The sequence below is a fragment of the Spongorhabdus nitratireducens genome (genome assembly GCA_947387575.1).
In the GTDB taxonomy this organism is placed as follows: domain Bacteria; phylum Pseudomonadota; class Gammaproteobacteria; order Pseudomonadales; family Endozoicomonadaceae; genus CANDOC01.
On record CANDOC010000003.1, the window covers coordinates 268,814 to 290,564 of the forward strand.

The 21,751-nt window shown below is 49.5% G+C and carries 14 protein-coding genes; 7 read left to right on the forward strand and 7 right to left on the reverse strand.

The features are described from left to right. Positions 1-2: 2 nt before the first annotated feature. Positions 3-1,469, reverse strand: coding sequence for a sensor histidine kinase (locus ACYZZ0_RS07755; RefSeq protein WP_461536032.1), 1,467 nt, complete (start codon positions 1,467-1,469; stop codon positions 3-5). 285 nt (positions 1,470-1,754) lie between these two features. On the opposite strand from ACYZZ0_RS07755, the gene ACYZZ0_RS07760 reads away from it, so the two are divergent. Together ACYZZ0_RS07760 and ACYZZ0_RS07765 are read left to right on the forward strand one after the other, a co-directional pair. Continuing rightward, complete coding sequence (locus tag ACYZZ0_RS07760) at positions 1,755-2,456, forward strand: hypothetical protein (protein WP_461536033.1); 702 nt, start codon at positions 1,755-1,757, stop codon at positions 2,454-2,456. 75 nt (positions 2,457-2,531) lie between these two features. After that, the gene (locus ACYZZ0_RS07765; protein ID WP_461536034.1) at positions 2,532-4,034 is read left to right on the forward strand and encodes a YifB family Mg chelatase-like AAA ATPase; all 1,503 of its coding nucleotides are present in this window, start codon (positions 2,532-2,534) and stop codon (positions 4,032-4,034) included. A 24-nt stretch (positions 4,035-4,058) separates the two neighbouring features. Here ACYZZ0_RS07765 and ACYZZ0_RS07770 read toward each other — a convergent pair whose 3' ends face one another. Beyond that, positions 4,059-6,905 carry a hypothetical protein gene (locus ACYZZ0_RS07770; protein ID WP_461536035.1) on the reverse strand — a complete coding sequence of 949 codons (2,847 nt, stop codon included), beginning with the start codon at positions 6,903-6,905 and terminating at the stop codon, positions 4,059-4,061. Between the two features lie 218 nt (positions 6,906-7,123). Between ACYZZ0_RS07770 and rep the strand changes: the two genes are divergently transcribed. Then, complete coding sequence (gene rep, locus ACYZZ0_RS07775) at positions 7,124-9,130, forward strand: DNA helicase Rep (RefSeq protein WP_461536036.1); 2,007 nt, start codon at positions 7,124-7,126, stop codon at positions 9,128-9,130. A 158-nt stretch (positions 9,131-9,288) separates the two neighbouring features. Continuing rightward, positions 9,289-10,482 carry a class I SAM-dependent rRNA methyltransferase gene (locus tag ACYZZ0_RS07780; RefSeq protein ID WP_461536037.1) on the forward strand — a complete coding sequence of 398 codons (1,194 nt, stop codon included), beginning with the start codon at positions 9,289-9,291 and terminating at the stop codon, positions 10,480-10,482. A 68-nt stretch (positions 10,483-10,550) separates the two neighbouring features. On the opposite strand, the gene ACYZZ0_RS07785 is transcribed toward ACYZZ0_RS07780, so the two are convergent. Beyond that, positions 10,551-11,207, reverse strand: coding sequence for a histidinol-phosphatase (locus tag ACYZZ0_RS07785; RefSeq protein ID WP_461536038.1), 657 nt, complete (start codon positions 11,205-11,207; stop codon positions 10,551-10,553). A gap of 119 nt (positions 11,208-11,326) precedes the next feature. Here ACYZZ0_RS07785 and ACYZZ0_RS07790 point away from each other — a divergent pair, with 119 nt between their 5' ends. Together ACYZZ0_RS07790 and ptsP are read left to right on the forward strand one after the other, a co-directional pair. Next, positions 11,327-11,839 (forward strand): RNA pyrophosphohydrolase, encoded by a 513-nt coding sequence (locus ACYZZ0_RS07790; RefSeq protein WP_461536180.1) that lies wholly within the window; start codon positions 11,327-11,329, stop codon positions 11,837-11,839. Between the two features lie 255 nt (positions 11,840-12,094). Beyond that, positions 12,095-14,374 (forward strand): phosphoenolpyruvate--protein phosphotransferase, encoded by a 2,280-nt coding sequence (gene ptsP / locus ACYZZ0_RS07795; RefSeq protein ID WP_461536039.1) that lies wholly within the window; start codon positions 12,095-12,097, stop codon positions 14,372-14,374. Positions 14,375-14,396: 22 nt separating this feature from the next. Here the strand turns inward: ptsP and ACYZZ0_RS07800 are convergent, their stop codons facing one another. The 4 genes from ACYZZ0_RS07800 to hemB all read right to left on the reverse strand — a co-directional run bounded on the left by ACYZZ0_RS07800 (position 14,397) and on the right by hemB (position 19,349). Then, complete coding sequence (locus ACYZZ0_RS07800; protein ID WP_461536040.1) at positions 14,397-15,158, reverse strand: hypothetical protein; 762 nt, start codon at positions 15,156-15,158, stop codon at positions 14,397-14,399. Positions 15,159-15,191: 33 nt separating this feature from the next. Continuing rightward, a complete protein-coding gene (locus ACYZZ0_RS07805) occupies positions 15,192-15,962 on the reverse strand; it encodes an NRDE family protein (RefSeq protein ID WP_461536041.1) in 771 nt (256 codons plus the stop codon). A 139-nt stretch (positions 15,963-16,101) separates the two neighbouring features. Continuing rightward, complete coding sequence (ppk1, locus tag ACYZZ0_RS07810) at positions 16,102-18,252, reverse strand: polyphosphate kinase 1 (protein WP_461536042.1); 2,151 nt, start codon at positions 18,250-18,252, stop codon at positions 16,102-16,104. Positions 18,253-18,341: 89 nt separating this feature from the next. Beyond that, the gene (gene hemB / locus ACYZZ0_RS07815; RefSeq protein WP_461536043.1) at positions 18,342-19,349 is read right to left on the reverse strand and encodes a porphobilinogen synthase; all 1,008 of its coding nucleotides are present in this window, start codon (positions 19,347-19,349) and stop codon (positions 18,342-18,344) included. A gap of 233 nt (positions 19,350-19,582) precedes the next feature. Here hemB and ACYZZ0_RS07820 point away from each other — a divergent pair, with 233 nt between their 5' ends. Beyond that, entirely contained in the window at positions 19,583-21,700 is a 2,118-nt protein-coding gene (locus tag ACYZZ0_RS07820; RefSeq protein WP_461536044.1) for an FAD-dependent oxidoreductase, read from the forward strand. Positions 21,701-21,751: the final 51 nt, after the last annotated feature.

The window sequence follows — 21,751 nt, forward strand, 5'->3', positions numbered from 1 at the left end:
TATCAGTCGAGTACTTTACTCCGGTAGCTTTCGTCTTGCTTCAGAGGTAACCAGATTCTGAAGCAGGCACCACCGCTGCGGCGGTTGGTTGCATGGACAGATCCGCCATGATCATTGATGATTTCACGACTGATCGCTAATCCAAGTCCGGTACCACCACTGCCGCTGGCATTCTTGCTGCTTTGGGTAAACTTGTCGAAAATAGCTTCCAGCTCATCTTCGGGAATGCCAACACCCTGATCTTTAAGCTTCAGGGTAATACCCTCCTCTGAGCCCTGCTTTTCACATTCCAGCTCGACGGCAATCGTTGATCCGTCCGGAGAGAATTTAATCGCATTTCCCATCAGGTTGGTTAGCACCTGACGTATTCTCACTTTGTCGCAGCTGATCATCGGCACAGACTGATCATTGAGAATATCCAGCTTCTGTTGTTTTTCAGTGAGTAGCGGACTGAGCTGGTGCATAACATCTTTCACCAGCTGCACCGGGTTTTCCTCTGCCATTTGATAATCCACCTTTCCTGCCTCAAGTTTTGACAGGTCAAGCAGGTCATTCAGCAGCCCCAGCAGCTGTTGCCCACTGGTATTAATCAGAGTGAAATATTCTTTTAGTGATTCCCTTTCACCATCATCAGTCTCCATACCACCCAGTTCAGAGAAGCTGAGAATAGCGTGCATGGGGGTACGCAGTTCATGCGACATATTATGGAGGAATTCACTTTTAAGCCGGTTAGCCCGCTCTGCTTCATACATTGCCGCAGTGCGTTCGCAGTTTTCTATTCGCAGCTGGCGGTTGGCCTGCTCCAGTCTTTCGCGCTGTTGCTCTATTTTGACAATATTGTCGTGCAGTATGCCCTGCAGTTGGTTGAAACGAGTGATGATATCGCCCAGCTCATGGTTCGGTATCTTGTCGATGATATAGCGTCTGGGGTTAAGCGGATCCTGGCTTTCAGCTTCCAGCTTTGAACGAAGCAACAGAATGGGGCCGAAAACCAGATAGCGAAGCGACAGACTGGTAACCAGCGTAACGAAGCCGGCAATGATAATGACCAGTCCTAAAATACGCATTACGTAGGCATTCAGTTCCGGCTGTAGCTCAGAGCTATCAAGCACAACGGCCAGTTTGTCGCCCTCTTCTTCCCAGAATGTCTGGTAGCGCTCCCGGCTTAACAGTTTGGATCCTGCTCTTGTAGGCCAGTGTTCAGGCCAATAGTCTTCTGATTCGCCCAGAGTGAACTCAGCACTCCCTGAACGATAGCGGGCGATGGCAACGATTCCGGCATCAGTCTCAATCAGATTCTGTAGTTGCTCCTGACCCAAAACCTCACCAGCTTCCGCAGACTGCTTCATGCTGTGATAGCCCGTCAGCGCTTTCTGCTCCAGCGTTTGCAGCCAGGTTGTCTCGAACCGGTAATAGGAAGGCACCAGAATTATGGCTTCAATCACCATAATTCCGGCAAACACAGCCATTGTTACCAGCCAGCAAAGGCGGCAGCGTATAAAAGGAGCCCTGGTTGCAGATGATCCGGCTGTTTCCTGTTTCTTTACTGTCACTGAAAGATGCCCGCCCAAAAAATATGAGACTACAGAGTCCTTATCGGCCGTCTTTCCTTCAGCATTGACATCAGCCGGTCTGAAACCATCAAGGTGTCAATTATTTACCGAAAGTGAATCTATACTGACTTGGCCGGGTTTACCTCCTTCAGCCATGTTCTGCTTCAACGTCAAGCCGGTACCCTTGATAGCAGGTGTGATATGCCTTTCAGCTTTGCCAGTCTGATTCGATGCTGTGGCTGTTGTTTCGGCCTGCGGCGGCGCAGGGACTATGAAGATCTGGAACAGGAAGTAGCAGCTGCTGAAATTCCTCCCTTGCCCTCGCCCCTGAGCCGTCCCTTTGAGGCAACCCGAACACAGACAGGCCCGAATGGTTTGCCAGCCTTTCCCCAGTCAGCGATCGCGCAGGCACACCAGAATATTCGCAGCCTGAGATTTGGCAAAGCGATAGTAAATTACTACCGGCTGGATCCTGATCATGACTTCCTTATCAGCGATTATCTTCGTGATGTAGAACGCGCCATCGGAGGCTATTCCAATTTCGAAATCCCCCCACCCTGCTTTATTATCGCATTTACCCTTCTGACAGCCTCGATACCACCGGATCAATCACCCTACGAAGCCATTCCCTGCGCCATGTACACCGCTCTTTCAGTGACCAATGAAACTGACTATTTCAGACGCCGGCACTTTATCCTCGGGCGCTTTACCATGTATCCGGCCGTTTCCACGCTGCAGCCAACATCCGCAGGCGCTACTTCATGGCGTAATATCTGCCTCGATTTTGCTTTCAATCACAGCAATCTGATGATGTCACTGACCAGCAGTGAGGCCGGCTATCAGGCTGCTGCACGTCATCTTCGGGACTGGGCTGACGATACCGCCCAACAGCAACAGGCCTGACGCCCTTCTTTACAGTCATTTACTGCTACTTTTTATTGTTTCTATAAATAAAAACACCCCGACAGGATGTAACCCATGATGCTGGCCACTGTTTTCAGCCGGGCCCAATGTGGTATCGAAGCCCCTCTGGTAACGGTCGAAACTCATATTTCCAATGGTTTGCCAGCTTTCAATATTGTGGGACTGGCTGAAACCGCTGTGCGAGAGAGTCGGGACAGAGTTCGCAGCGCCCTGCTCAATGCCGGATTTGAGTTTCCTGCTCGTCGAATCACCGTAAACCTGGCCCCGGCAGATCTACCCAAGGAAGGCGGGCGGTTTGATTTGCCTATTGCCATCAGTCTGTTGCTAGCCAGTGGCCAGCTGGAATGCTCTGGGATTGCCCAATATGAACTGATTGGAGAACTTGCTCTGACCGGCATGCTTCGCTCCGTTCGAGGAGCACTGCCTGCAGCAATCTGTTGTGGCAAAGCCGGAAGACAGCTACTACTTCCGAAAACCAATCAGGCTGAGGCTGCTGTTGCAGAGCAAAGTACCGTACTACCTGCTGAACACCTGTTAAACATTTGCGGACACCTGTCCGGAGAGAAGCCCGTAATCCCTGCCAGCTCTGACTCGATTTCATCCCGTCAAACATCATCATGCTTTGCTGACATGATGGATGTTCATGGCCAACAGCGAGCCCGAAGAGCTCTGGAAATAGCAGCCGCAGGCAGTCACAACCTGCTGTTAAGTGGCCCGCCGGGAACCGGCAAGACCATGCTGGCTTCACGCCTGCCCGGCATCTTGCCCGCACTTGAAAGCAATGAAGCGCTTGAAGTGACTGCAATCTATTCTGTCAGCACTCACAATGCAGCTCCCGAATGGAAGCAGCGCCCTTTCAGGGCTCCACACCATACTGCATCGGCACCAGCACTGGTTGGAGGTGGCAGTCATCCATTGCCCGGTGAGATTTCACTTGCCCATCACGGTGTGCTGTTCATGGACGAGCTGCCGGAATACGACCGTAAAGTTTTAGAGGTGTTACGGGAGCCCATTGAATCAGGTCGCATTACAATTTCTCGCGCCCGACAACAGATAACTTATCCTGCACGATTTCAATTGATTGCAGCGATGAACCCCTGCCCCTGTGGCTATGCGGGTGATAAACAGCGTACATGCCAGTGTTCTCCCGATCAGGTTTCACGCTATAAACGCAAACTGTCCGGTCCTTTACTGGATCGATTTGATTTACAAATTGATGTCCCACGCCCGGAGTCACTGCCGTTACCAGGCGATATTCCTGACAAACAGCCCGAAAACTCTGAAACAATCAGACAGCGAGTGATTACAGCGCGATCCCGGCAACTAAAACGTCAGAATTACTGTAATCAGCAGCTGAGAGGAAAAATGCTTGAACAGCATTGCTTACTTGAAAAACCGGAAAGAGACTTATTAAATCAGGCAATGGACAGGCTTGGCCTTTCAGCCAGAGCCTGTCACCGAATCTTGAGAGTAGCACGCACTATTGCTGACCTGGAGGGTACTGACAAAATACAACGTCAACATCTCGCAGAAGCTCTGGGATACAGACTTACTTAAAGCCCTCCTTTGAGAGTCTCTCAATTAAAGAAGAACCTTGAATACGCTGGCAAATGACGAGGAGTCACTTCTCTTTTTAGCATAGGTTCCATCTATCGCTTTAATTAATTCTAAAGCAGCCACCTCATTTGCTGAGCTAGCCTCTTCTATATTAAAGACCATAGTATTAAGTGTTTTGCCCCGCATTGAGACAAACATCGCTAGTTGTTGTAGCTTGGTGCGTGCTTCCATAAGATTGCAAACTTCATCTACACGATCTTTAGCTGATGGAATGACTTTAACTTTATCTATTTCATCCTTTGACGCCAGCCCTAAAGCCCTGACAGAAATTAGCGCTGATACTCCGTCTGCTCCGGATCCAACTTCAAAAACAATATAACCTTTTGCCGCATTTAGTCGAATATGACTAATGAGTGTCACAGCCAAACAGCCTGCTGCATCGGGGTTACATTCACCCCATTTTTTAAATGCCTGACCTGTTATTACTGCATTGCTTTTAATTAAATCAAGGCCTCCCTGAAGTGCAGCAAGAACAGAGTCATATTGATAACTTTCTTCTTGAACCTGAACCGGTTTCAATACCCTTCCAGCCTCCCTTACACGATGTTGCTCTGGATGATGTAATCCATAAGGCCTGGCACCATCGTGTGGCAGTGCTGCACTCATTAAGGACATTGACATCGAATGGTACGCCGGTTGAGGAGGTACATAGCTATCAACCTGCAACTGCTCAGCCTCTGTCACCGGAGCCGTTGGCTGGTTAGAAATACTTGCTTGAGCAATACCAGACCCGGCAGGCTCAGGAATAATCCCAGGAACACGGTCATTAACCTGCAGTCTCTCGGTTATAACAGCAGGCGGAGGTGGTACAGGGTGAAGAACGGGTGGCACCTTCATAATAGAAGAGCCGGGCTCTACAGATTGTAAACAACTTGTAGTCACAGAACGCTGTACCGGAGTATTGTCAACAGAATAGCCGACTACGTAATGGCTTGTCGTGGGCTGGTTCTGGCCTGGATATGCACCTGTAACTGTTTCAAGTTTCTGGGGAGTCCCGCCAGGATAATGCACCAATTCTCCCGCTCTGGTACCACCTGTGAATTGCCCTGATCTCTTCGAGTCTTCGTCAGAATACGGTGGGGGATAGTCAGGCCCGGCAGTATGCATAAAAGGTCGAGAATCTGCAGACATATGAGGAGAAGATGAAGAGTGAGACTGAGAGTGTGATTTATTCTGAGGGTCAAAACTCTGATTACAGCTATTTTCAACATAAACCAACTGTGCAGCTATATCTTCACTAAACTGAAGACAAGAGTAAAACATTGTTCCCCATGTAGGATGATGTTTTTCCCTCAAGGTATTGAACACATTGTCTATTGAGCACCCGTTTTTCATCCGGTGCATCAATCTTGCTTCTTCACAGCCCAGTAACTTGTATGCAAACAAGTATTCCAGTCTGGCATGGGCACCTGACATGGTTTGTCTTAAACGCTCCATATGCACTTGGGATATGGGGTCACTCGGACGTAACATTCGTTCGTACAAACTATGCTGGACATTTTCACATTCATTTTTAAATACCCATGCCCTAATAAAATCATCTATTGGCATTTTTAGACGCAAAAAGGCAGTACCTACTTCATTCCACTGCCTTCCCTGAAGCAATACAAGAAGATGATCAAACGGGTGTGAATCTGTTTCTACTGCCTGGAAAGATGCTTCGGCGTCTAAAGAACCCAGTAAGGCTCTGCCAAAATTAACCGTACAATCCAGGAGATCAGGGCAGTGTACAACGACTATTACAATTTCATAATCCGTTAATATACTTCGATCCTGACCTAAACCATCGTTTATTTCTCGAAGTACGTTAAACTCTTGCAATGATATTTTCTTATTAAAATAAAGAGTACGTTCTTCTTGAACACTGTTCAGCCGCTCAATAATGTATGTTTTTTTGGATGGAGCAACACACTCAACTGCCATGAGAAGATAATTATAGGTACAGGGAATTGCTTTTTTACCAAACTGTCTGCCTGACCAACAATCGAGAAGTTCAACCCATTCATTCTGACCAGTCTGATGCAGATAATTGCATGCACCATAATTACCACCAACCACCAAAGATATATGTCGGCAAAAGGGAAGAAATTCTTTTTCTGCCTTCAATAACTGCAGATCACTAGCGTTTAAAAGAAAGTCATCTTTACCAGACAGGCGTAATCCGATTTGCTGCCAGTTGTCATGAATACCTCTCAGTTCAGACATTAAACTGGAGATATTGGCTATCAACTTACAACCACCTTCTTCAAGACTATCAAAAAAAGATAGCATTTCTCCCCAGGTCATCTTGTCGGTGCATTTTTGCTCCAAATATTTTTGCCGCATGAGTTCAAGCAACAAAAGTAACCTTTGCTCTTCAAGAAGCTGGGGGTAATTATATTTCCGCCAGTACTGGCCTGCTCCACTGGAAATATATTCTCCAAGTACTGCGCTGTAACTGCTGTATAACCGCGGTATAAGAGCCTTCAATGACGGGCTCCGTGTTGAAAGCAAAACCAGATCCAGATACGTCAATTCTTTTTGAGATAAAGACCAGGACGCGATAGCCTCACCTGAATATCCAAGACTCGGATCTACAGAAACCGGCTCCTCAGTGAAATTATCTACAGTTTTTTTCTTCTTTTTGCCTTGTTTCAGTCTTGGCTCTTTTGAGGTTACCCCTCCGCATAACAGCAAAACCTTTTCCTGCTTATCTAATGACTCAGATAAAAATGAGAACCCTGATTTCGAACTGACTTCTAAAGACCATAAAATACAAATAAGAAACAATAAAGTCAGAGAATTTTTAAGCCTATACCTCGAGGAATTCATAATGTACCTCTTGCTTTGGCATAAATATCTTTGATTAATTATTAAGTATTCACAGTCTAGTCATTACTGTAAATAATTCATGTAAAATAAATTTATATTCAAATCCCTGATCATGAGAAAAGAACACTATGTTTATTTTTTTACTCAAGGTCGGCACACCATACTGCCTTGCAGCATGATAAAATCATGACATTTCACTCAAGGCATTTGTCAAAACAGTGACCCGACTCAATGACCGTCAGGCTCAGGCCGTAAAATATATTGATACTCCTCTGCTGGTTCTCGCCGGTGCAGGCAGTGGTAAAACCAGTGTAATCACCCAGAAAATTGCTTATCTGGTAGAGACCTGTGGTATCAGTGCCCGCAATATTGTTGCTGTGACCTTTACCAACAAAGCCGCGCGGGAGATGAAGGAACGTGTCGGCAAGCTGATAAAGGGCAAGGCTTCACACGGACTGACTGTCTCTACCTTTCACAACCTTGGGCTGAACATTATCCGCAGGGAGCACAAGATACTGGGCTTCAAGCCGGGCTTTTCCATCTTTGATCAGCAGGATGCCGCCACGCTGATTGGCGAACTGATGAGCAAGGAGCTGGGAGAGGATGACGATACCGTTGATACCGTCCAGCATATTATTTCCAACTGGAAAAACGACCTGGTTACACCGGAGCAGGCGCTGCAGCAAGCCAGACAGGATACCGAGGTACTGGCAGCCCGGGTATATATTCATTACAACCGGATTCTGAAAGCTTACAACGCGGTCGATTTTGATGATTTGATCCTGATACCAGCACTTCTATTCCAGCAGTACCCGGAAGTGCTGAAAAAATGGCGCCAGAAGATTCGTTATATGCTGGTCGACGAATATCAGGACACCAATGCCAGTCAGTACCTGCTGGTAAAAATGCTGGTTGGTGATTCCGGCAAGCTGACTGTTGTAGGCGACGACGACCAATCAATTTATGCCTGGCGTGGTGCCCGCCCGGAAAACCTGGCCATGTTGAAAGAAGACTTCCCGGGTCTGAGAGTCATCAAGCTGGAGCAAAATTACCGATCCACCAGCCGGATTCTGAAAGCTGCCAATACTCTGATTGCCAATAACCCTCACGTGTTTGAGAAAAAGCTCTGGAGTGAGCTCGGCATGGGCGATGAGATCCGGGTTATCCGTTGCAGAAATGAAGATGCAGAGTGTGACCGGGTTGCAACCGAAATCATGACTCATCGTTTGAAGCACGATACTCACTACAAGGACTATGCCATTCTCTATCGCGGCAACCACCAGTCACGGTTGCTGGAAGTGAAGCTGCAACAGTTCCAGATTCCCTATCATATTACTGGCGGTACCTCGTTCTTCTCCCGCGCCGAAGTGAAAGATATGATGGCTTACCTGAAGCTGCTGGTGAATCCTGATGATGACAATGCGTTCCTGCGTATCGTAAATACTCCCAAGCGGGAAATCGGCCCTGCTACTTTGGAGAAGCTGGGTGGTTATGCCAACGAGCGTCATATCAGTCTGTTTCAGGCTTGTGGCGAGTTGGGGCTGGAACAATGGTTGGGAGAACGACATATTGAAAAACTGCGTCGCTTCACCAGCTGGATTGAAAATGTCACTCGCCTCTGTCAGACCGAAGATCCCATCGCTGCCGTTAAAGAGATGATTGACGACAGCGGTTATGAAGCCTGGTTGTATCAGACCGTTTCATCTGCCGCTGCAGCAGAGAAGCGCATGGCCAATATCTGGCTGCTGGTTGAGTCACTGGAACAGACGCTGCAGCGTGGTGATGAAGACGATACGATTGAAGATGCCATCAGTCGTCTGGTACTGCGCGATATGCTGGATCGTCAGGCCGAAGAAGATGATGCCGACCGGGTGCAGTTGCTGACACTGCATGCATCGAAAGGTCTGGAGTATCCGCATGTCTTTATGGTGGGAATGGAAGAGGAACTGTTACCTCACCGCACCAGCATTGAAGAAGACAATATCGAAGAAGAGCGTCGACTGACGTATGTGGGAATTACCCGGGCTCGCAAATCTCTGGTTATGACCCTGGCAGGTCAGCGTAAACAATATGGTGAAATGCAGGACACTCAGCCCAGCCGGTTTATTGATGAGCTGCCTCAGGAAGACCTGGTACTTGAAGGTATGGGCGAACCCGTATCCAGGGAACAGCAGGTTGCACGTGGACGGGATGCTTTGGCTATGTTGCGCAATCAGTTGAATTGATTATTTTTTAATCGAGTGCCATAGCAAATATCACAGGGCGGCTTTGCAGAAGGCCGCTTTGAAGAACGCTTTGAAGAAGGCCTTGAAGAAAAAGTCGCCCTGTTTACCCGGACTCCTTATAATCCCCCGCCTTTCATTTTTTACACAGGGTTTTACCCATGTCACTGCCTGTACTGCGTCTGAACAAAAATGCAGACCGCCGCCTCAAGGCCGGCCATATCTGGATTTACAGCAACGAAATCGATAACAAGGTAACTCCGCTGACTGCACTTCAGCCGGGTGATCAGGCCGTTATCGAAAACAACACCGGTAAGGCACTGGGTATTGCCAGCATCAACCCACAGACCTTGATCTGTGGTCGCCTGATCAGCCGTGATATCCGCAAACCGCTGGATGTTTCATTGCTGGTTCACCGCATCAAGATTGCTTTGGGCTTGCGCCAGCAGTGCTTTGACAAGCCTTTTTACCGACTGGTATTTGGTGACAGTGACCTGTTGCCAGGACTGGTAGTTGACCGTTTTGGTGACTATCTGGTGGTGCAGATTGCAACCGCCGGTATGGAAGCACTGAAAGATGAAATCGTTGCAGCACTGGTCAAGGTTCTGAAACCTATCGGTGTGCTGCTGCGCAACGATGGCAATATGCGTCAGCTGGAAAGCCTGCCTGAGTATGTTGAAGTTGCCTATGGCGATGTACCGGAAGTTGTTGAACTGGAAGAGAACGGCGTCAAGTTCCTGGCTCCGCTGCATACTGGCCAGAAAACCGGCTGGTTCTATGATCACCGCCCGGGTCGCCAGCGTCTGCAGCATTACTCCAAAGACAAGCGTGTACTGGATGTATTCAGCTATATCGGTGGCTGGGGTGTTCAGGCTGCTGCCGCGGGTGCCAGTGAGGTCATCTGTCTCGACAGTTCCGGTCAGGCGCTGGATCTGGCAGAACAGAGTGCTGAACTGAACGGTGTACGTGATAACTTCCAGACCATGGAAGGCGATGCCTTTGAAGGTCTGCGCCAACTGCGTGATGCCGGTGAACAGTTTGATGTAGTTGTGGTTGATCCGCCTGCTTTTATCAAACGTAAAAAGGATATCGCCAAGGGCGAACAGGCTTATCGCCGGATTAATGAGCTGGCAATGCGCCTGCTGGGTCGTGAAGGCTTACTGGTATCAGCCTCCTGCTCTATGCATCTGCAGCGTGACCGACTGGTTGACCTGCTGCGTGCCGGCAGCCGTCACCTGGATCGTAATCTGCAGGTGTTTGAACAAACTCATCAGGGTGCTGACCATCCGATCCATCCGGCTATTCCGGAAACTGAATATATCAAATCGCTGTTTGCCCGGGTTTATATGCAGTAACAACGACCCTGACAATCACATAAAAAAGGCCGTGAAATATCACGGCCTTTTTGTATGTATATTCACCATTAACGCAGACTGATAATTTCCCAGCCCCGATCCTGCGCAATCGCTTCAAGCTTCTGATCCGGATCTACAACAATCGGATAAGTCACCTTTTCGAGCAGCGGCACATCATTGTGTGAGTCACTGTAGAAGTAGCTGTCTGTCAGGTCATGTTGAGGGTTTTGTTGCAACCACTGGTCAAGCCGGGTCACTTTGCCTTGCTGATATGTGGGAACACCAACATATTGACCGGTATAACGCCCGTCTTTGATCTCCGCATCAATGGCCAGCATATGGTCGATGCCAAACTCAGCTACAATCGGCCCGGTGATAAAACCATTGGTAGCAGTAATGACCAGCAAGGTATCACCTTTTTGTTGATGGTGAGCTATCAACGCTTTGGCTTTCTCCAGCATGATCGGGCGGATTTTTTCTGCCATAAATGACTGGTGCCAGCCGGCAAGAGTCTCCATATCATTCGCCGCCAGCGGAGCCAGACAAAACTGCAGGTATGCATCAATGTCCAATGCTCCGCGTTCATACTGACCATAGAACTTTTCATTGCCTTCACGATAGGCCTGCACATCGACCAGTTCATGTTCAGTCAGAAATTTACCCCAGAGGTAATCGCTGTCGCCCGCGATCAGGGTATTGTCCAGATCAAAGATTGCCAGTGCCATGACTTCTCCGGATCACTGTTGTTATTCGTTAAGAACCATTCTACACGATGGATGTTTGAGAATGCCTCCGTTTATGGAACAATCCCCTCTAATGACAAATTTTTAGAGTGGCTGCACGTGTGATTGATGCAGATGGATTCAGACCTAATGTCGGTATTATTTTGACCAATGATCAGGGGCAGGTGTTATGGGCTCGCCGGATCGGACAGGACTCATGGCAGTTTCCCCAGGGGGGCATCAACGATGGAGAAACACCGGAAGAGGCAATGTACCGTGAGCTCCATGAAGAGATAGGGCTTGAGCCGGAGGATGTCACGATCCTCTCCTGTACCCGTGGCTGGCTTCGCTACCGGTTACCCCGGCGGCTTATCAGGCGTAACCAGTCACCGGTTTGCGTCGGCCAGAAACAGAAATGGTTTCTGCTGCGACTCACTAGTGAAGACGAGCGCATCAGCGTTGACCATTCATCCAGCCCTGAATTTGATGGCTGGCGCTGGGTCAGTTACTGGTTTCCGCTGGGACAGGTTGTTCCTTTCAAACGTGATGTCTATCGCCGGGCACTGAAAGAACTGGCGCCACGGTTAAACCCTGCAACGGCTTTAAACCCTTCAAATACCAGCTACGCCAGTTAGCTTCAAAGCCTGTCATTTTGACTCTGCCCTGACAAAACCCGGTTTACTGACCGGGTCTCCACACTCTCAAAAGATGCCTGTAACCAAAGAAAAACAGCATGAAATCTGCGGTGATACCTTTACATCCTGCCGCAGGTAGTGAATGCTGTATGTTGCTGAAACTGATATAAACAAAGAAACTACAATTAGCCGGGGTCGATGTTTACTCTTTCATAACCGCCCCCAGGTAAACCATTTTGTCAGACTGACACGTTTATGCTGAATATTCTGCGCGCAATCGTCCAGGAAGTGAGCGCGGCACGGGACTTACCGGTCGCTCTGGATATTATTGTGCGTCGTGTCAAAGAAGCGATGCAGACAGCCGTTTGCTCGGTCTACCTCTACGACAAGGAAACCAGCCGCTACACCCTGATGGCAACCGAGGGTTTGAACAAGGCGGCTGAAGGTAAGGTCACGCTCGGCCGCTCGGAAGGCCTGATCGGTCAGGTCGGTCTGCGGGAAGAGCCTATTAACCTGCATGATGCTGCCACCCATCCCAAGTTCAGCTATATCAAGGAAACCGGTGAAGAGTCCTTTCACGCCTTCCTTGGTGTCCCCATCATTCACCACCGACGACTACTCGGTGTTGTGGTTGTTCAGGGCGAGGATATTCGCCGCTTTGATGAACATGAAGAAGCGTTCCTTGTTACCCTGACGGCACAACTGGCAGGTCTGATTGCTCATGCTGAAGCCACAGGCGCATTAAAGAAATCTGCAGACGAACATCCACAGGCTGCTCGATTCAATGGCGTTGCCGGTGCGCCCGGTGTGGCTATTGGTCAAGCTGTCCCCTTTATTCCCTGTGCCGAACTGGATGCGATTCAGGATCGTCAGGCCCAGGATATCAAGGTAGAACTGGAGCTGTTTGATCTGGCGCTGGATGCGGTTCGGGTCGAACTGAAAGAAACTGCAGCCAAACTGGATGACCGCATCCGGCCGGAAGAGAAAGCCCTGTTTGATGCTTATCTGCGGATGCTGGATGACGACGCGCTGGGTAAGGAAATTCGGGACCGAATAAAACAGGGGCATTGGGTTCAGGGCGCACTGCGTCAAGTTATCTCCGAGCATGTGGCCCAGTTTGAAATGATGGATGACCCGTATCTGCGTGAACGGGCCATGGATATCAAGGATCTCGGGCGGAGAATTCTCGCCAGCCTGCTACAGAAAGATCCTCCCAAAATAGAGTATCCACCGAATACCATTCTGGTCAGTGAGGAACTGAGTGCCACCATGCTGGGGCAGGTTCCACAGGAACAGCTGGCGGGCCTGGTTTCCGTCAACGGTTCCAGTAACTCTCACGTTGCCATTCTTGCCCGGGCTATGGGGATTCCAACGGTTATGGGTGCGATGGAGCTTCCCTATACCCATATTGGCGGACGGGAAGTGATTGTCGACGGTAACCTGGGACTGGTTTATACCTCGGCTCCTCCCGAACTTCTGAACAATTACCGGGAAGTTGTTGAGGAAGAGAAGCAGTTCAAAGTTGGACTGGAAGCACTTCGTGACGAACCCTGCATTACACCGGACAACTATCGTCTACCGCTCTGGGTTAATACCGGGCTGATGACCGATACTGTACGTTCACTGGATCGTGGTGCTGAAGGTGTGGGCCTGTACCGTACAGAAGTCCCCTTTATGATCCGCGAATGCTTTCCCAGTGAAGCAGAGCAACAACAGATCTATCGCCAGCAGCTGGAAGCGTTCGCACCACGTCCGGTCACGATGCGAACACTGGATATCGGCGGCGACAAATCATTGTCGTATTTCCCGATTCGGGAAGAGAATCCGTTTCTGGGGTGGCGTGGTATTCGGGTAACCCTGGATCACCCGGAAATATTTTTGGTACAGGTTCGAGCAATGCTGAAAGCCAGTGCCGGTCTCGATAACCTGCGTATCATGCTGCCACTGATTACCAGCCCATCTGAAGTTGAAGATGCCCTGCACCTGATACACCGGGCTCACTATGAGGTACTGGCCGAAGGGCTTCAGGTTACCTTGCCACCTGTTGGAGTAATGATCGAAGTACCGGCTGCGGTTTATCAGGCACGTGAACTGGCCAAGTTGGTTGATTTTCTATCCATTGGCAGTAATGACCTGACCCAATATCTTCTGGCGGTAGACCGCAATAATCCCAGAGTGGCTGATCTCTACCATCAGTTCCACCCGGCAGTATTAACAGCACTACAACAGGTTGTTCAAGCGGGTCATGCCGAGGGCAAACCGGTTGGAATCTGTGGTGAAATGGCCGGTGATCCGGCTGCCGCAATTCTGTTAATGGCAATGGGCTTCGATGTGCTCTCCATGAATGCCACCAACCTTCTGCGAGTAAAGTGGGCGCTCAGAAACATTACGCTGGATAGAGCCAAAGAAATTCTTGAAGATGTAATGAAGATGGATAATGCTTGGGTTATTCACAGTACGGTGGAGCTGGGCCTGAAGAAAGCGGGCCTGGGTCAAATAATGAGCAGTCGCAGTAAACAGCTGGAAGGGAAGTAAAAATTTCTGCTGACGTCCAGAGTCAGGAGAAGTCATCCAGCTCCAACTTGAACCGAATCAGCTTCATCATTGCTTCCAGCTTTCCCCCATCAGTTGTACACACACCACAGAACCCCTGAAGATCTGCAAGCTCGCACTGTTCAGCACTTTTATCAAAGTAATAAACCTGACCAGGCCCTGGAACAACGCGGGTCTGATTCGCTGAAAACAGCCCACCATCAACCACAGACCATGGCTCTATAGTATCTTCAAAAAAACGATCCTCCCCTTCAATGCCAAAAGGTCTGGAAACATATACAGACTGTGGGAGCTCATTAAACTCATAGTCCTGAGCGAAGGCTTTTGGAATATTGCTGAGTTTTGATCCTTGGTGATAATTAAACAGGTGTGTTCGCTGTTTGATATAAGAGAGGTCGTCTATATAGCTTCCGCGTCCCATCTGATCAGGATCAACGAGCTGCAAAAAGTAACCACTCAGAAAGGGCCGGATAGTATCCTCAATCGTCGCAGTCGGCTTATCTGTGATAATGACAAGGTTCACTCCCGTTCCGAGTGTCGAGCTCAGCACCTTTTTCTCTGCAAGAATATGCAGCAATTTAGACATTTCGGGAGAGTGAAGGAGATATACCTCCTGAGCTACATTACGCGACGCAGCGGCAGCCCCCATCCTTCGGCCGGATATTTGCTTTACATACAAGTTGGCTTTTGGAGCACCTGATGGAGCGTTACCGGCTACAGCCGGATGTATCATTGAGTTAAGAGTGAAAATCAGCACCATATTCATGATACAACCGCTCCATCCCAGGCAAAAACAGGTTCACAGCATGTTATTGCTTAACCGTATCTGGGTCTCAACATTAGTTGTTATTTCATTCTGAATATAGTGCCTTTCGTACCAGCTGAGTTCATTTTCTTTATCCAGTTCAATAACTGTTGTCGTCCTTGTTCCATAGTCATCAGAAGTAATAAAAATGGAGCTCAGCAGCCTTTCCCTCTCAACTCCCACACCAGTAGACGGCAGTTCCTGATCATCAGCCTGGCGGGGATCATTCATAACCTTCACCCACTCACCAACTGATAATGGCTGACAGATTGAAGCCTCAAGACTCTTCCTCAATTTTTTTGCCTTGGGCCATGGAGTATCCAATAAATGATTGGTTAACACATACATACCAGGCTGAAGCCGGGTTATGCCTTGCTTGCCTCTGTTTGAGTAGTAATAAAGCCCTGTATGATCTGCCAGCAGCAGGTTAAACCCGGAAAAGTCATCGGCATGCCGGTTGATTGCTTCAAGGTACTCCCGGGCATCGCTATCGCCGCATAAAAAGTTACTGACCAATTCTCCTCGAGATCGCTTGCCTGCAATGAGTGGCACTTCCCGGTAATTGGTAACAGCTGCAAACCGTCCTTTTCTGGAAACACCCAGCCAGCTGCCACCGGCTAGCAGATCCTTGCCCCCGAAGACATCCTGATTGTCGTCCCAAAAGTGCCCTTTCTCTGTAGGGCGGGCATAAAACTCATCACGGTTGGCAACCATCAGAAAAGGCGTTTCTGAATCCGGCTCCCAGCGAATACCTATAAGGCACATTCAACGTTTCCCTTATATATCTTTTCTATTGATTAGGAATACGGTACATGAAACAAATGGATTCAGAAAAATGGTTTTTACCTAAAAAAAAGCCGGATCACTTATGATCCGGCCCTGAACTACTCAGAAAATGCAGGCGTCAATAGTTTGCCGCCAGTTGTTCCAGCAGTCTGTCCTGAGCATTATGACGGCGTTGGCCACGACGCGGCTTGATTCGTTCATAGCTACCATCCGGCAGCAGCTCCCAGCTGCGACAATTGTCTCTCAGATAACCTTCCAGTTCTTTCTTGACCCGCAAGGCCAGCTTTGGATCTTCAATCGGGAAGCAGGTTTCAATCCGCATATCCAGATTGCGCACCATCCAGTCAGCACTGGAGCCAAATACCCGGAAATCACCGCCATTTTCGAAATAGAACACGCGGGTATGTTCCAGCAGACGTCCAACAACCGAGCGAACCCGAATATTTTCTGACAACCCCGGAATGCCCGGCCGCAGACAGCAGATACCACGAACTACCATATCCACTTCAACACCCGCCTGAGAGGCCTTGTACAACGCCCGGATTACAACCGGCTCGGTGAGGGAGTTGCACTTGATAATAATCTTTGCCGGCTTGCCTTCTTTGGCCATGGCAATTTCATGATTAATCAGGTCAACCAGCTTTTTCTTCAGGGTAAACGGCGCATGGAACAGTTTTTTGACGCGCAACGCCTTGCCCATTCCAGTCAACTGCTGGAACAGTTTATGAACGTCATTGGTCAGGTCACGATCACAGCTCAGCAGGCTATAGTCGGTATACAAACGCGCATTGCCGGCGTGATAGTTACCGGTACCCAGATGGGCATAACGCTGAATCTTACGACCTTCACGGCGAACAATAAGCATCATCTTGGAATGGGTTTTAAAGCTGACCACACCATAAACGACAATAGCACCAGCTTCCTGTAGGCGCTGAGCCAGAATCAGGTTTTCTTCTTCATCAAACCGGGCCCGGATCTCCACGACAACAATAACTTCCTTGCCGTTTCGTGCCGCTTCCACCAGCGCATTTACAATTTCAGAGCGGGCGCCAGTACGGTACAGGGTCTGCTTGATTGCCAGTACATCAGGATCTTTCGCGGCCTGACGCAACATATCCACAACCGGGGTAAATGACTGGAACGGGTGCATCAACAGAATATCGTTTTTCTTTACCGCTTCCAGCACATGATCACTGAGCTTGCCACGTTTGGTCAGTAGCTCTTTCGGGAAACCAGGAGTAAAGGCACGATGCTGCAGGTCTGACCGATCCGGCATATTGCAGACATCCATCATTCGGGTCAGGTTAACCGGACCATTAACTGAATACAGCTCGTTTTCAGATAGTCCGAATTTTTTCAGCAGAAAATCTGTCAGAGGCTTCGGGCAATTATCCACAATTTCCAGCCGGACTTCCTCACCGTAACGGCGAGACTGCAACTCGCCTTTCAATGCCAATGCAAGATCATCCACTTCTTCTTCAAGACTGAGATCACTGTTCCGGGTAATACGGAACTGATAACAGCCCTTGACCTTCATACCCGGGAAAAGATCTTCTGCATGCTGGTGAATAATAGACGACAGGAATACGTAGTTATCACCACCCTTGCAGACTTCATCCGGCAGTTTTACGACACGAGGCAATGAGCGCGGCGCAGGAATAACCGCCATACCGGTTTCACGACCGAAAGCATCCTGGCCATCCAGCTCTACAATAAAGTTCAGGCTCTTGTTGGCCAGGCGAGGGAACGGGTGAGCCGGATCGAGACCAATCGGGCTCACAATCGGCATAATCTGCTGATAGAAGAAGTGGTGAACCCAGGCAATTTGCTGTTCATCCAGCTGGGAACGACGCAGGAAACGAATATTTTCTTTTGCCAGTGCAGGCAGCAGCTGCTCGTTAAGGATCTGGTACTGTTTTTCCACCTGCTCGTGGGTAAGCCGACTGATTTCGTTCAATACGTCGGTCGGTTTCATTCCACCGAGATCGATGTATTCACGACCGAACTCAATCTGCTCCATCAACCCTGCCACACGAATTTCAAAGAATTCATCCATATTGCTGGAAAAAATCAGCAGAAAACGCAGTCGTTCAAGCAGTGGATACTCTTCATTGAGCGCCTGCTCCAGTACCCGAATATTAAACTGCAGGTGACTGAGCTCACGGTTAATGTAGTAATCCGGATTGCCCAGATCGGTCAGCGGTTTAATAACCTGTTGAGCTTCTTCGAGTCCGCTGTCAGTGACAGTGACTTCGGCTTGTGTCTCCATGCCAGAACCTGCAAAAGCAAAATGTTTATTTTGGCAATGATCCCGGCGATTCAGGCAAGGATCATTGCTTTTGTGACGATTAATGTCGTTTATTGCTGCTTCAAGATTTGTGCCGCTTTAGGCGCATAATAGGTCAGAATCGCATCGGCACCGGCACGACGGAAAGCCAGCAATGATTCCATCATAACCGCTTCTTCATTCAGCCAGCCTTTTTCAGCAGCAGCCATATGCATGGCATATTCACCACTGACTTGGTAAACAAAAGTAGGTGCTTTGAAGGTATCCTTGATGCGTCGCACAATATCGAGATAGGGCATACCGGGTTTAACCATGACCATATCCGCCCCTTCCTCAAGGTCCATTGCAACCTCGTGCAGTGCCTCGTCGGTATTGGCCGGATCCATCTGATAACTGAACTTGTTGCTCTTGCCGAAGTTGCCGGAAGAACCTACCGCATCGCGGAACGGACCATAGAAGCTGGAAGCATATTTGGCAGAGTATGACAGTATTCTTACATTTTTATGACAGCCAGCTTCCAGTGCTTCGCGGATTGCGCCGACCCGGCCATCCATCATATCAGAAGGTGCGACGATATCCGCACCGGCTTCGGCGTGAGATACCGCCTGCTTGACCAGCACCTCAATGGTTTCATCATTGAGTACATAGCCTTCTTCATCAATCAGACCGTCCTGACCGTGAGAGGTAAATGGATCCAGAGCCACATCGGTAATAACGCCCAGCTGGGGAACATCCTTTTTCAGTGCTCTGACCGCACGCTGAACCAGTCCATCCGGATTGAAGGCTTCTTCTGCCTGCAGTGATTTTTTCTCTGCACCAACCACAGGAAACAGTGCAATCGCCGGAATACCCAGCTCAACCCAGCCGGCAGCATCCTTCACCAGCTCATCAATACTGAGCCGCTCGATACCCGGCATGGAATCAATGGAATCGCGCTGTCCTTCGCCTTCAAGCACAAACACCGGATAAATCAGATTATCCGCAGACAGACGGTTCTCCCGCATCAGCCGCCGGGTAAAATCATCAGCCCGCATACGACGGGGACGGGCAGAAGGATACGGGCGTATAGGCAGGCTCATGAGGAACTCCGTTTTACTTCAGGAACAGTTACTTCAGAAATAAGCACTTCAAGAACACGCAGTTCAGAATCAAGTACTTAAAAAATGAGTGAATCTTTTTCCACCGCTGTAGCGTATAACAGCCAACACTGAACAAAAGACCGTAAAATGTTGCTGCATCCATCACTCTGGCACCGATATTATACGGACATGACGAAAGTTTTCTAAGACCGTTTTGCAGGGGACTCCGGCGGATGAATCGAACCAGGCTGTTACTGCTCACAGGCATTGTTGTTGCCCTGGGGCTGTTTTTCACATTAGACCTTCAACAGTACCTGACATTCAGTTTTTTCCAGACGCTGTATCAGGATAACCCCGGCATGACGCTGGGCATCTTCTTTGCGATTTATGTCGCTGTTACTGCATTGTCACTGCCCGGCGCCGCAGTGCTGACGCTGGTTGGCGGTGCCATTTTCGGCCTCTGGACCGGCCTGCTGGTCATCTCCTTTGCCAGCACCATAGGTGCAACTCTGGCTTTCCTGATTTCCCGTACACTGTTGAAAGACTTTGTTCAGCGCAAATTCGGTGGTTATCTCAAAACCATAAATGAAGGCGTGGAGCGCGATGGCAGCTTTTATCTGGCAACCCTGCGCCTGATCCCTGCGGTTCCGTTCTTTGTTATTAACCTGGCCATGGGCCTGACCCCGATGCGGGCGGTTACCTTTTATGGCATCAGCCAGCTGGCGATGCTGCCCGGAACCTTTGTGTATGTGAACGCCGGTGCCGAGCTGGGTGAAATTACCGATTTGTCTCTCAGCGGTATTCTGTCCCCGACCCTGCTGCTCTCCTTTGTATTGCTGGGCCTTTTCCCGTGGATTGCCAAAGCTGCAATGGGTGCTATTCAGGCTCGCCGGGCCATGAAAGGCTTCAATAAGCCGGCAAAATTCGATTATAACCTGGCGGTTATTGGTGCAGGATCCGGTGGGCTAGTGAGTGCTTACATTGCTCGAGCAGTAAAAGCCAAAGTTGCGCTGATCGAAAAGCATAAAATGGGTGGTGACTGCCTCAACACCGGCTGTGTCCCCAGCAAAGCCCTGATTCGCTCAGCCCGCATCAGTGAATATATTCGCCGCGCCGATGCATTTGGTCTGGACAATGCCAGCGCTGATATCAACTTTCGCAAGGTGATGGAACGGATTCAAAAAGTCATTGCCAAGGTTGAGCCTCATGATTCTGTTGAACGCTTCACCGGCCTGGGCGCTGAATGTCTGCAGGGTACTGCCAAGCTGAAGAGCCCGTGGGAAGTCGATGTTGATGGCAAAACCATTACAGCCCGCAATGTTATTATTGCGACCGGAGGCCGCCCGGTAATGCCGGATATTCCGGGGCTGGATCAGGTTAAAGCCTACAACTCCGATACCATCTGGGAACTGCGCGAACGTCCTGAAAAGCTGCTGGTTATTGGCGGTGGGCCGATTGGTTCCGAACTGGCTCAGTCTTTCTCCCGTCTCGGCTGCCAGGTTACCCAGCTGGACCGAGGCCAGCGCCTGCTGCACCGGGAAGACCCTGACGTATCTGAAGCCGTAATGAACCGGTTTAAAGCCGAGGGCATTCAGCTTTGCCTGGAAGCTAACCCTGTTGCTTTCCATAATGATGGAGAAAAGCAGTGGCTGGAAGCCGATCAGAACGGTGAAATCGTTACCTTGCCCTTTGATGCGGTGCTGATTGCAGCGGGTCGTCGCCCTAATACCGAAAATATCGGACTGGAAGCACTGGGTATTGAAACCAACCCCAACGGCACCATCAAGGTTGATGATTACCTGCGCACCACCATGCCCAATATCTTTGCCTGTGGTGACGTAGCCGGACCTTACCAGTTTACTCATACCGCATCCCACCAGGCCTGGTATGCCTCAGTGAATGCTCTGTTTGGCAAATTCAAGAAGTTCAAGGCTGATTACTCTGTTATTCCCTGGTGTACTTTTACTGATCCAGAAGTAGCACGAGTGGGCCTGAACGAGCAGGAAGCTCAGGAACAGGGGATCGAATACGAAGTAACCCGCTACGGCATTGATGATCTGGATCGCGCCATTGCCGATGAGGAAGATCACGGCTTTGTTAAGGTGCTGACCCGCCCGGGCAGTGACAAGATTCTGGGTGTCACCATCGTCGGCTACCATGCCGGTGAGCTGATTGCCGAGTATGTCAGCGCCATGAAGCACGGACTGGGTATGAACAAGATCCTTGGTACCATCCATATCTACCCGACTCTCAGCGAAGCCAACAAGTTCGCTGCCGGGGAATGGAAGAAGGCCAACGCCCCGCAAAACCTGCTGAAATGGGTCGAACGCTTCCACGGCTGGATGCGCTGATTTGAGCTGAAACAGAGGGCAGTAGCGAAACAGGCTAAACTTGTAGATATC

Bases quoted from the DNA above. Each gene is read 5' to 3' on its own strand.
- ACYZZ0_RS07820 (WP_461536044.1), top strand. From the start codon at position 19,583: ATGAATCGAACCAGGCTGTTACTGCTCACAGGCATTGTTGTTGCCCTG.
- hemB (WP_461536043.1), bottom strand. From the start codon at position 19,349: ATGAGCCTGCCTATACGCCCGTATCCTTCTGCCCGTCCCCGTCGTATG.
- ACYZZ0_RS07765 (WP_461536034.1), top strand. From the start codon at position 2,532: ATGATGCTGGCCACTGTTTTCAGCCGGGCCCAATGTGGTATCGAAGCC.
- ACYZZ0_RS07770 (WP_461536035.1), bottom strand. From the start codon at position 6,905: ATGAATTCCTCGAGGTATAGGCTTAAAAATTCTCTGACTTTATTGTTT.
- ACYZZ0_RS07785 (WP_461536038.1), bottom strand. From the start codon at position 11,207: ATGGCACTGGCAATCTTTGATCTGGACAATACCCTGATCGCGGGCGAC.
- ptsP (WP_461536039.1), top strand. From the start codon at position 12,095: ATGCTGAATATTCTGCGCGCAATCGTCCAGGAAGTGAGCGCGGCACGG.
- ACYZZ0_RS07800 (WP_461536040.1), bottom strand. From the start codon at position 15,158: ATGAATATGGTGCTGATTTTCACTCTTAACTCAATGATACATCCGGCT.
- ACYZZ0_RS07805 (WP_461536041.1), bottom strand. From the start codon at position 15,962: ATGTGCCTTATAGGTATTCGCTGGGAGCCGGATTCAGAAACGCCTTTT.
- ACYZZ0_RS07755 (WP_461536032.1), bottom strand. From the start codon at position 1,469: ATGGCTGTGTTTGCCGGAATTATGGTGATTGAAGCCATAATTCTGGTG.
- ppk1 (WP_461536042.1), bottom strand. From the start codon at position 18,252: ATGGAGACACAAGCCGAAGTCACTGTCACTGACAGCGGACTCGAAGAA.
- ACYZZ0_RS07780 (WP_461536037.1), top strand. From the start codon at position 9,289: ATGTCACTGCCTGTACTGCGTCTGAACAAAAATGCAGACCGCCGCCTC.
- ACYZZ0_RS07760 (WP_461536033.1), top strand. From the start codon at position 1,755: ATGCCTTTCAGCTTTGCCAGTCTGATTCGATGCTGTGGCTGTTGTTTC.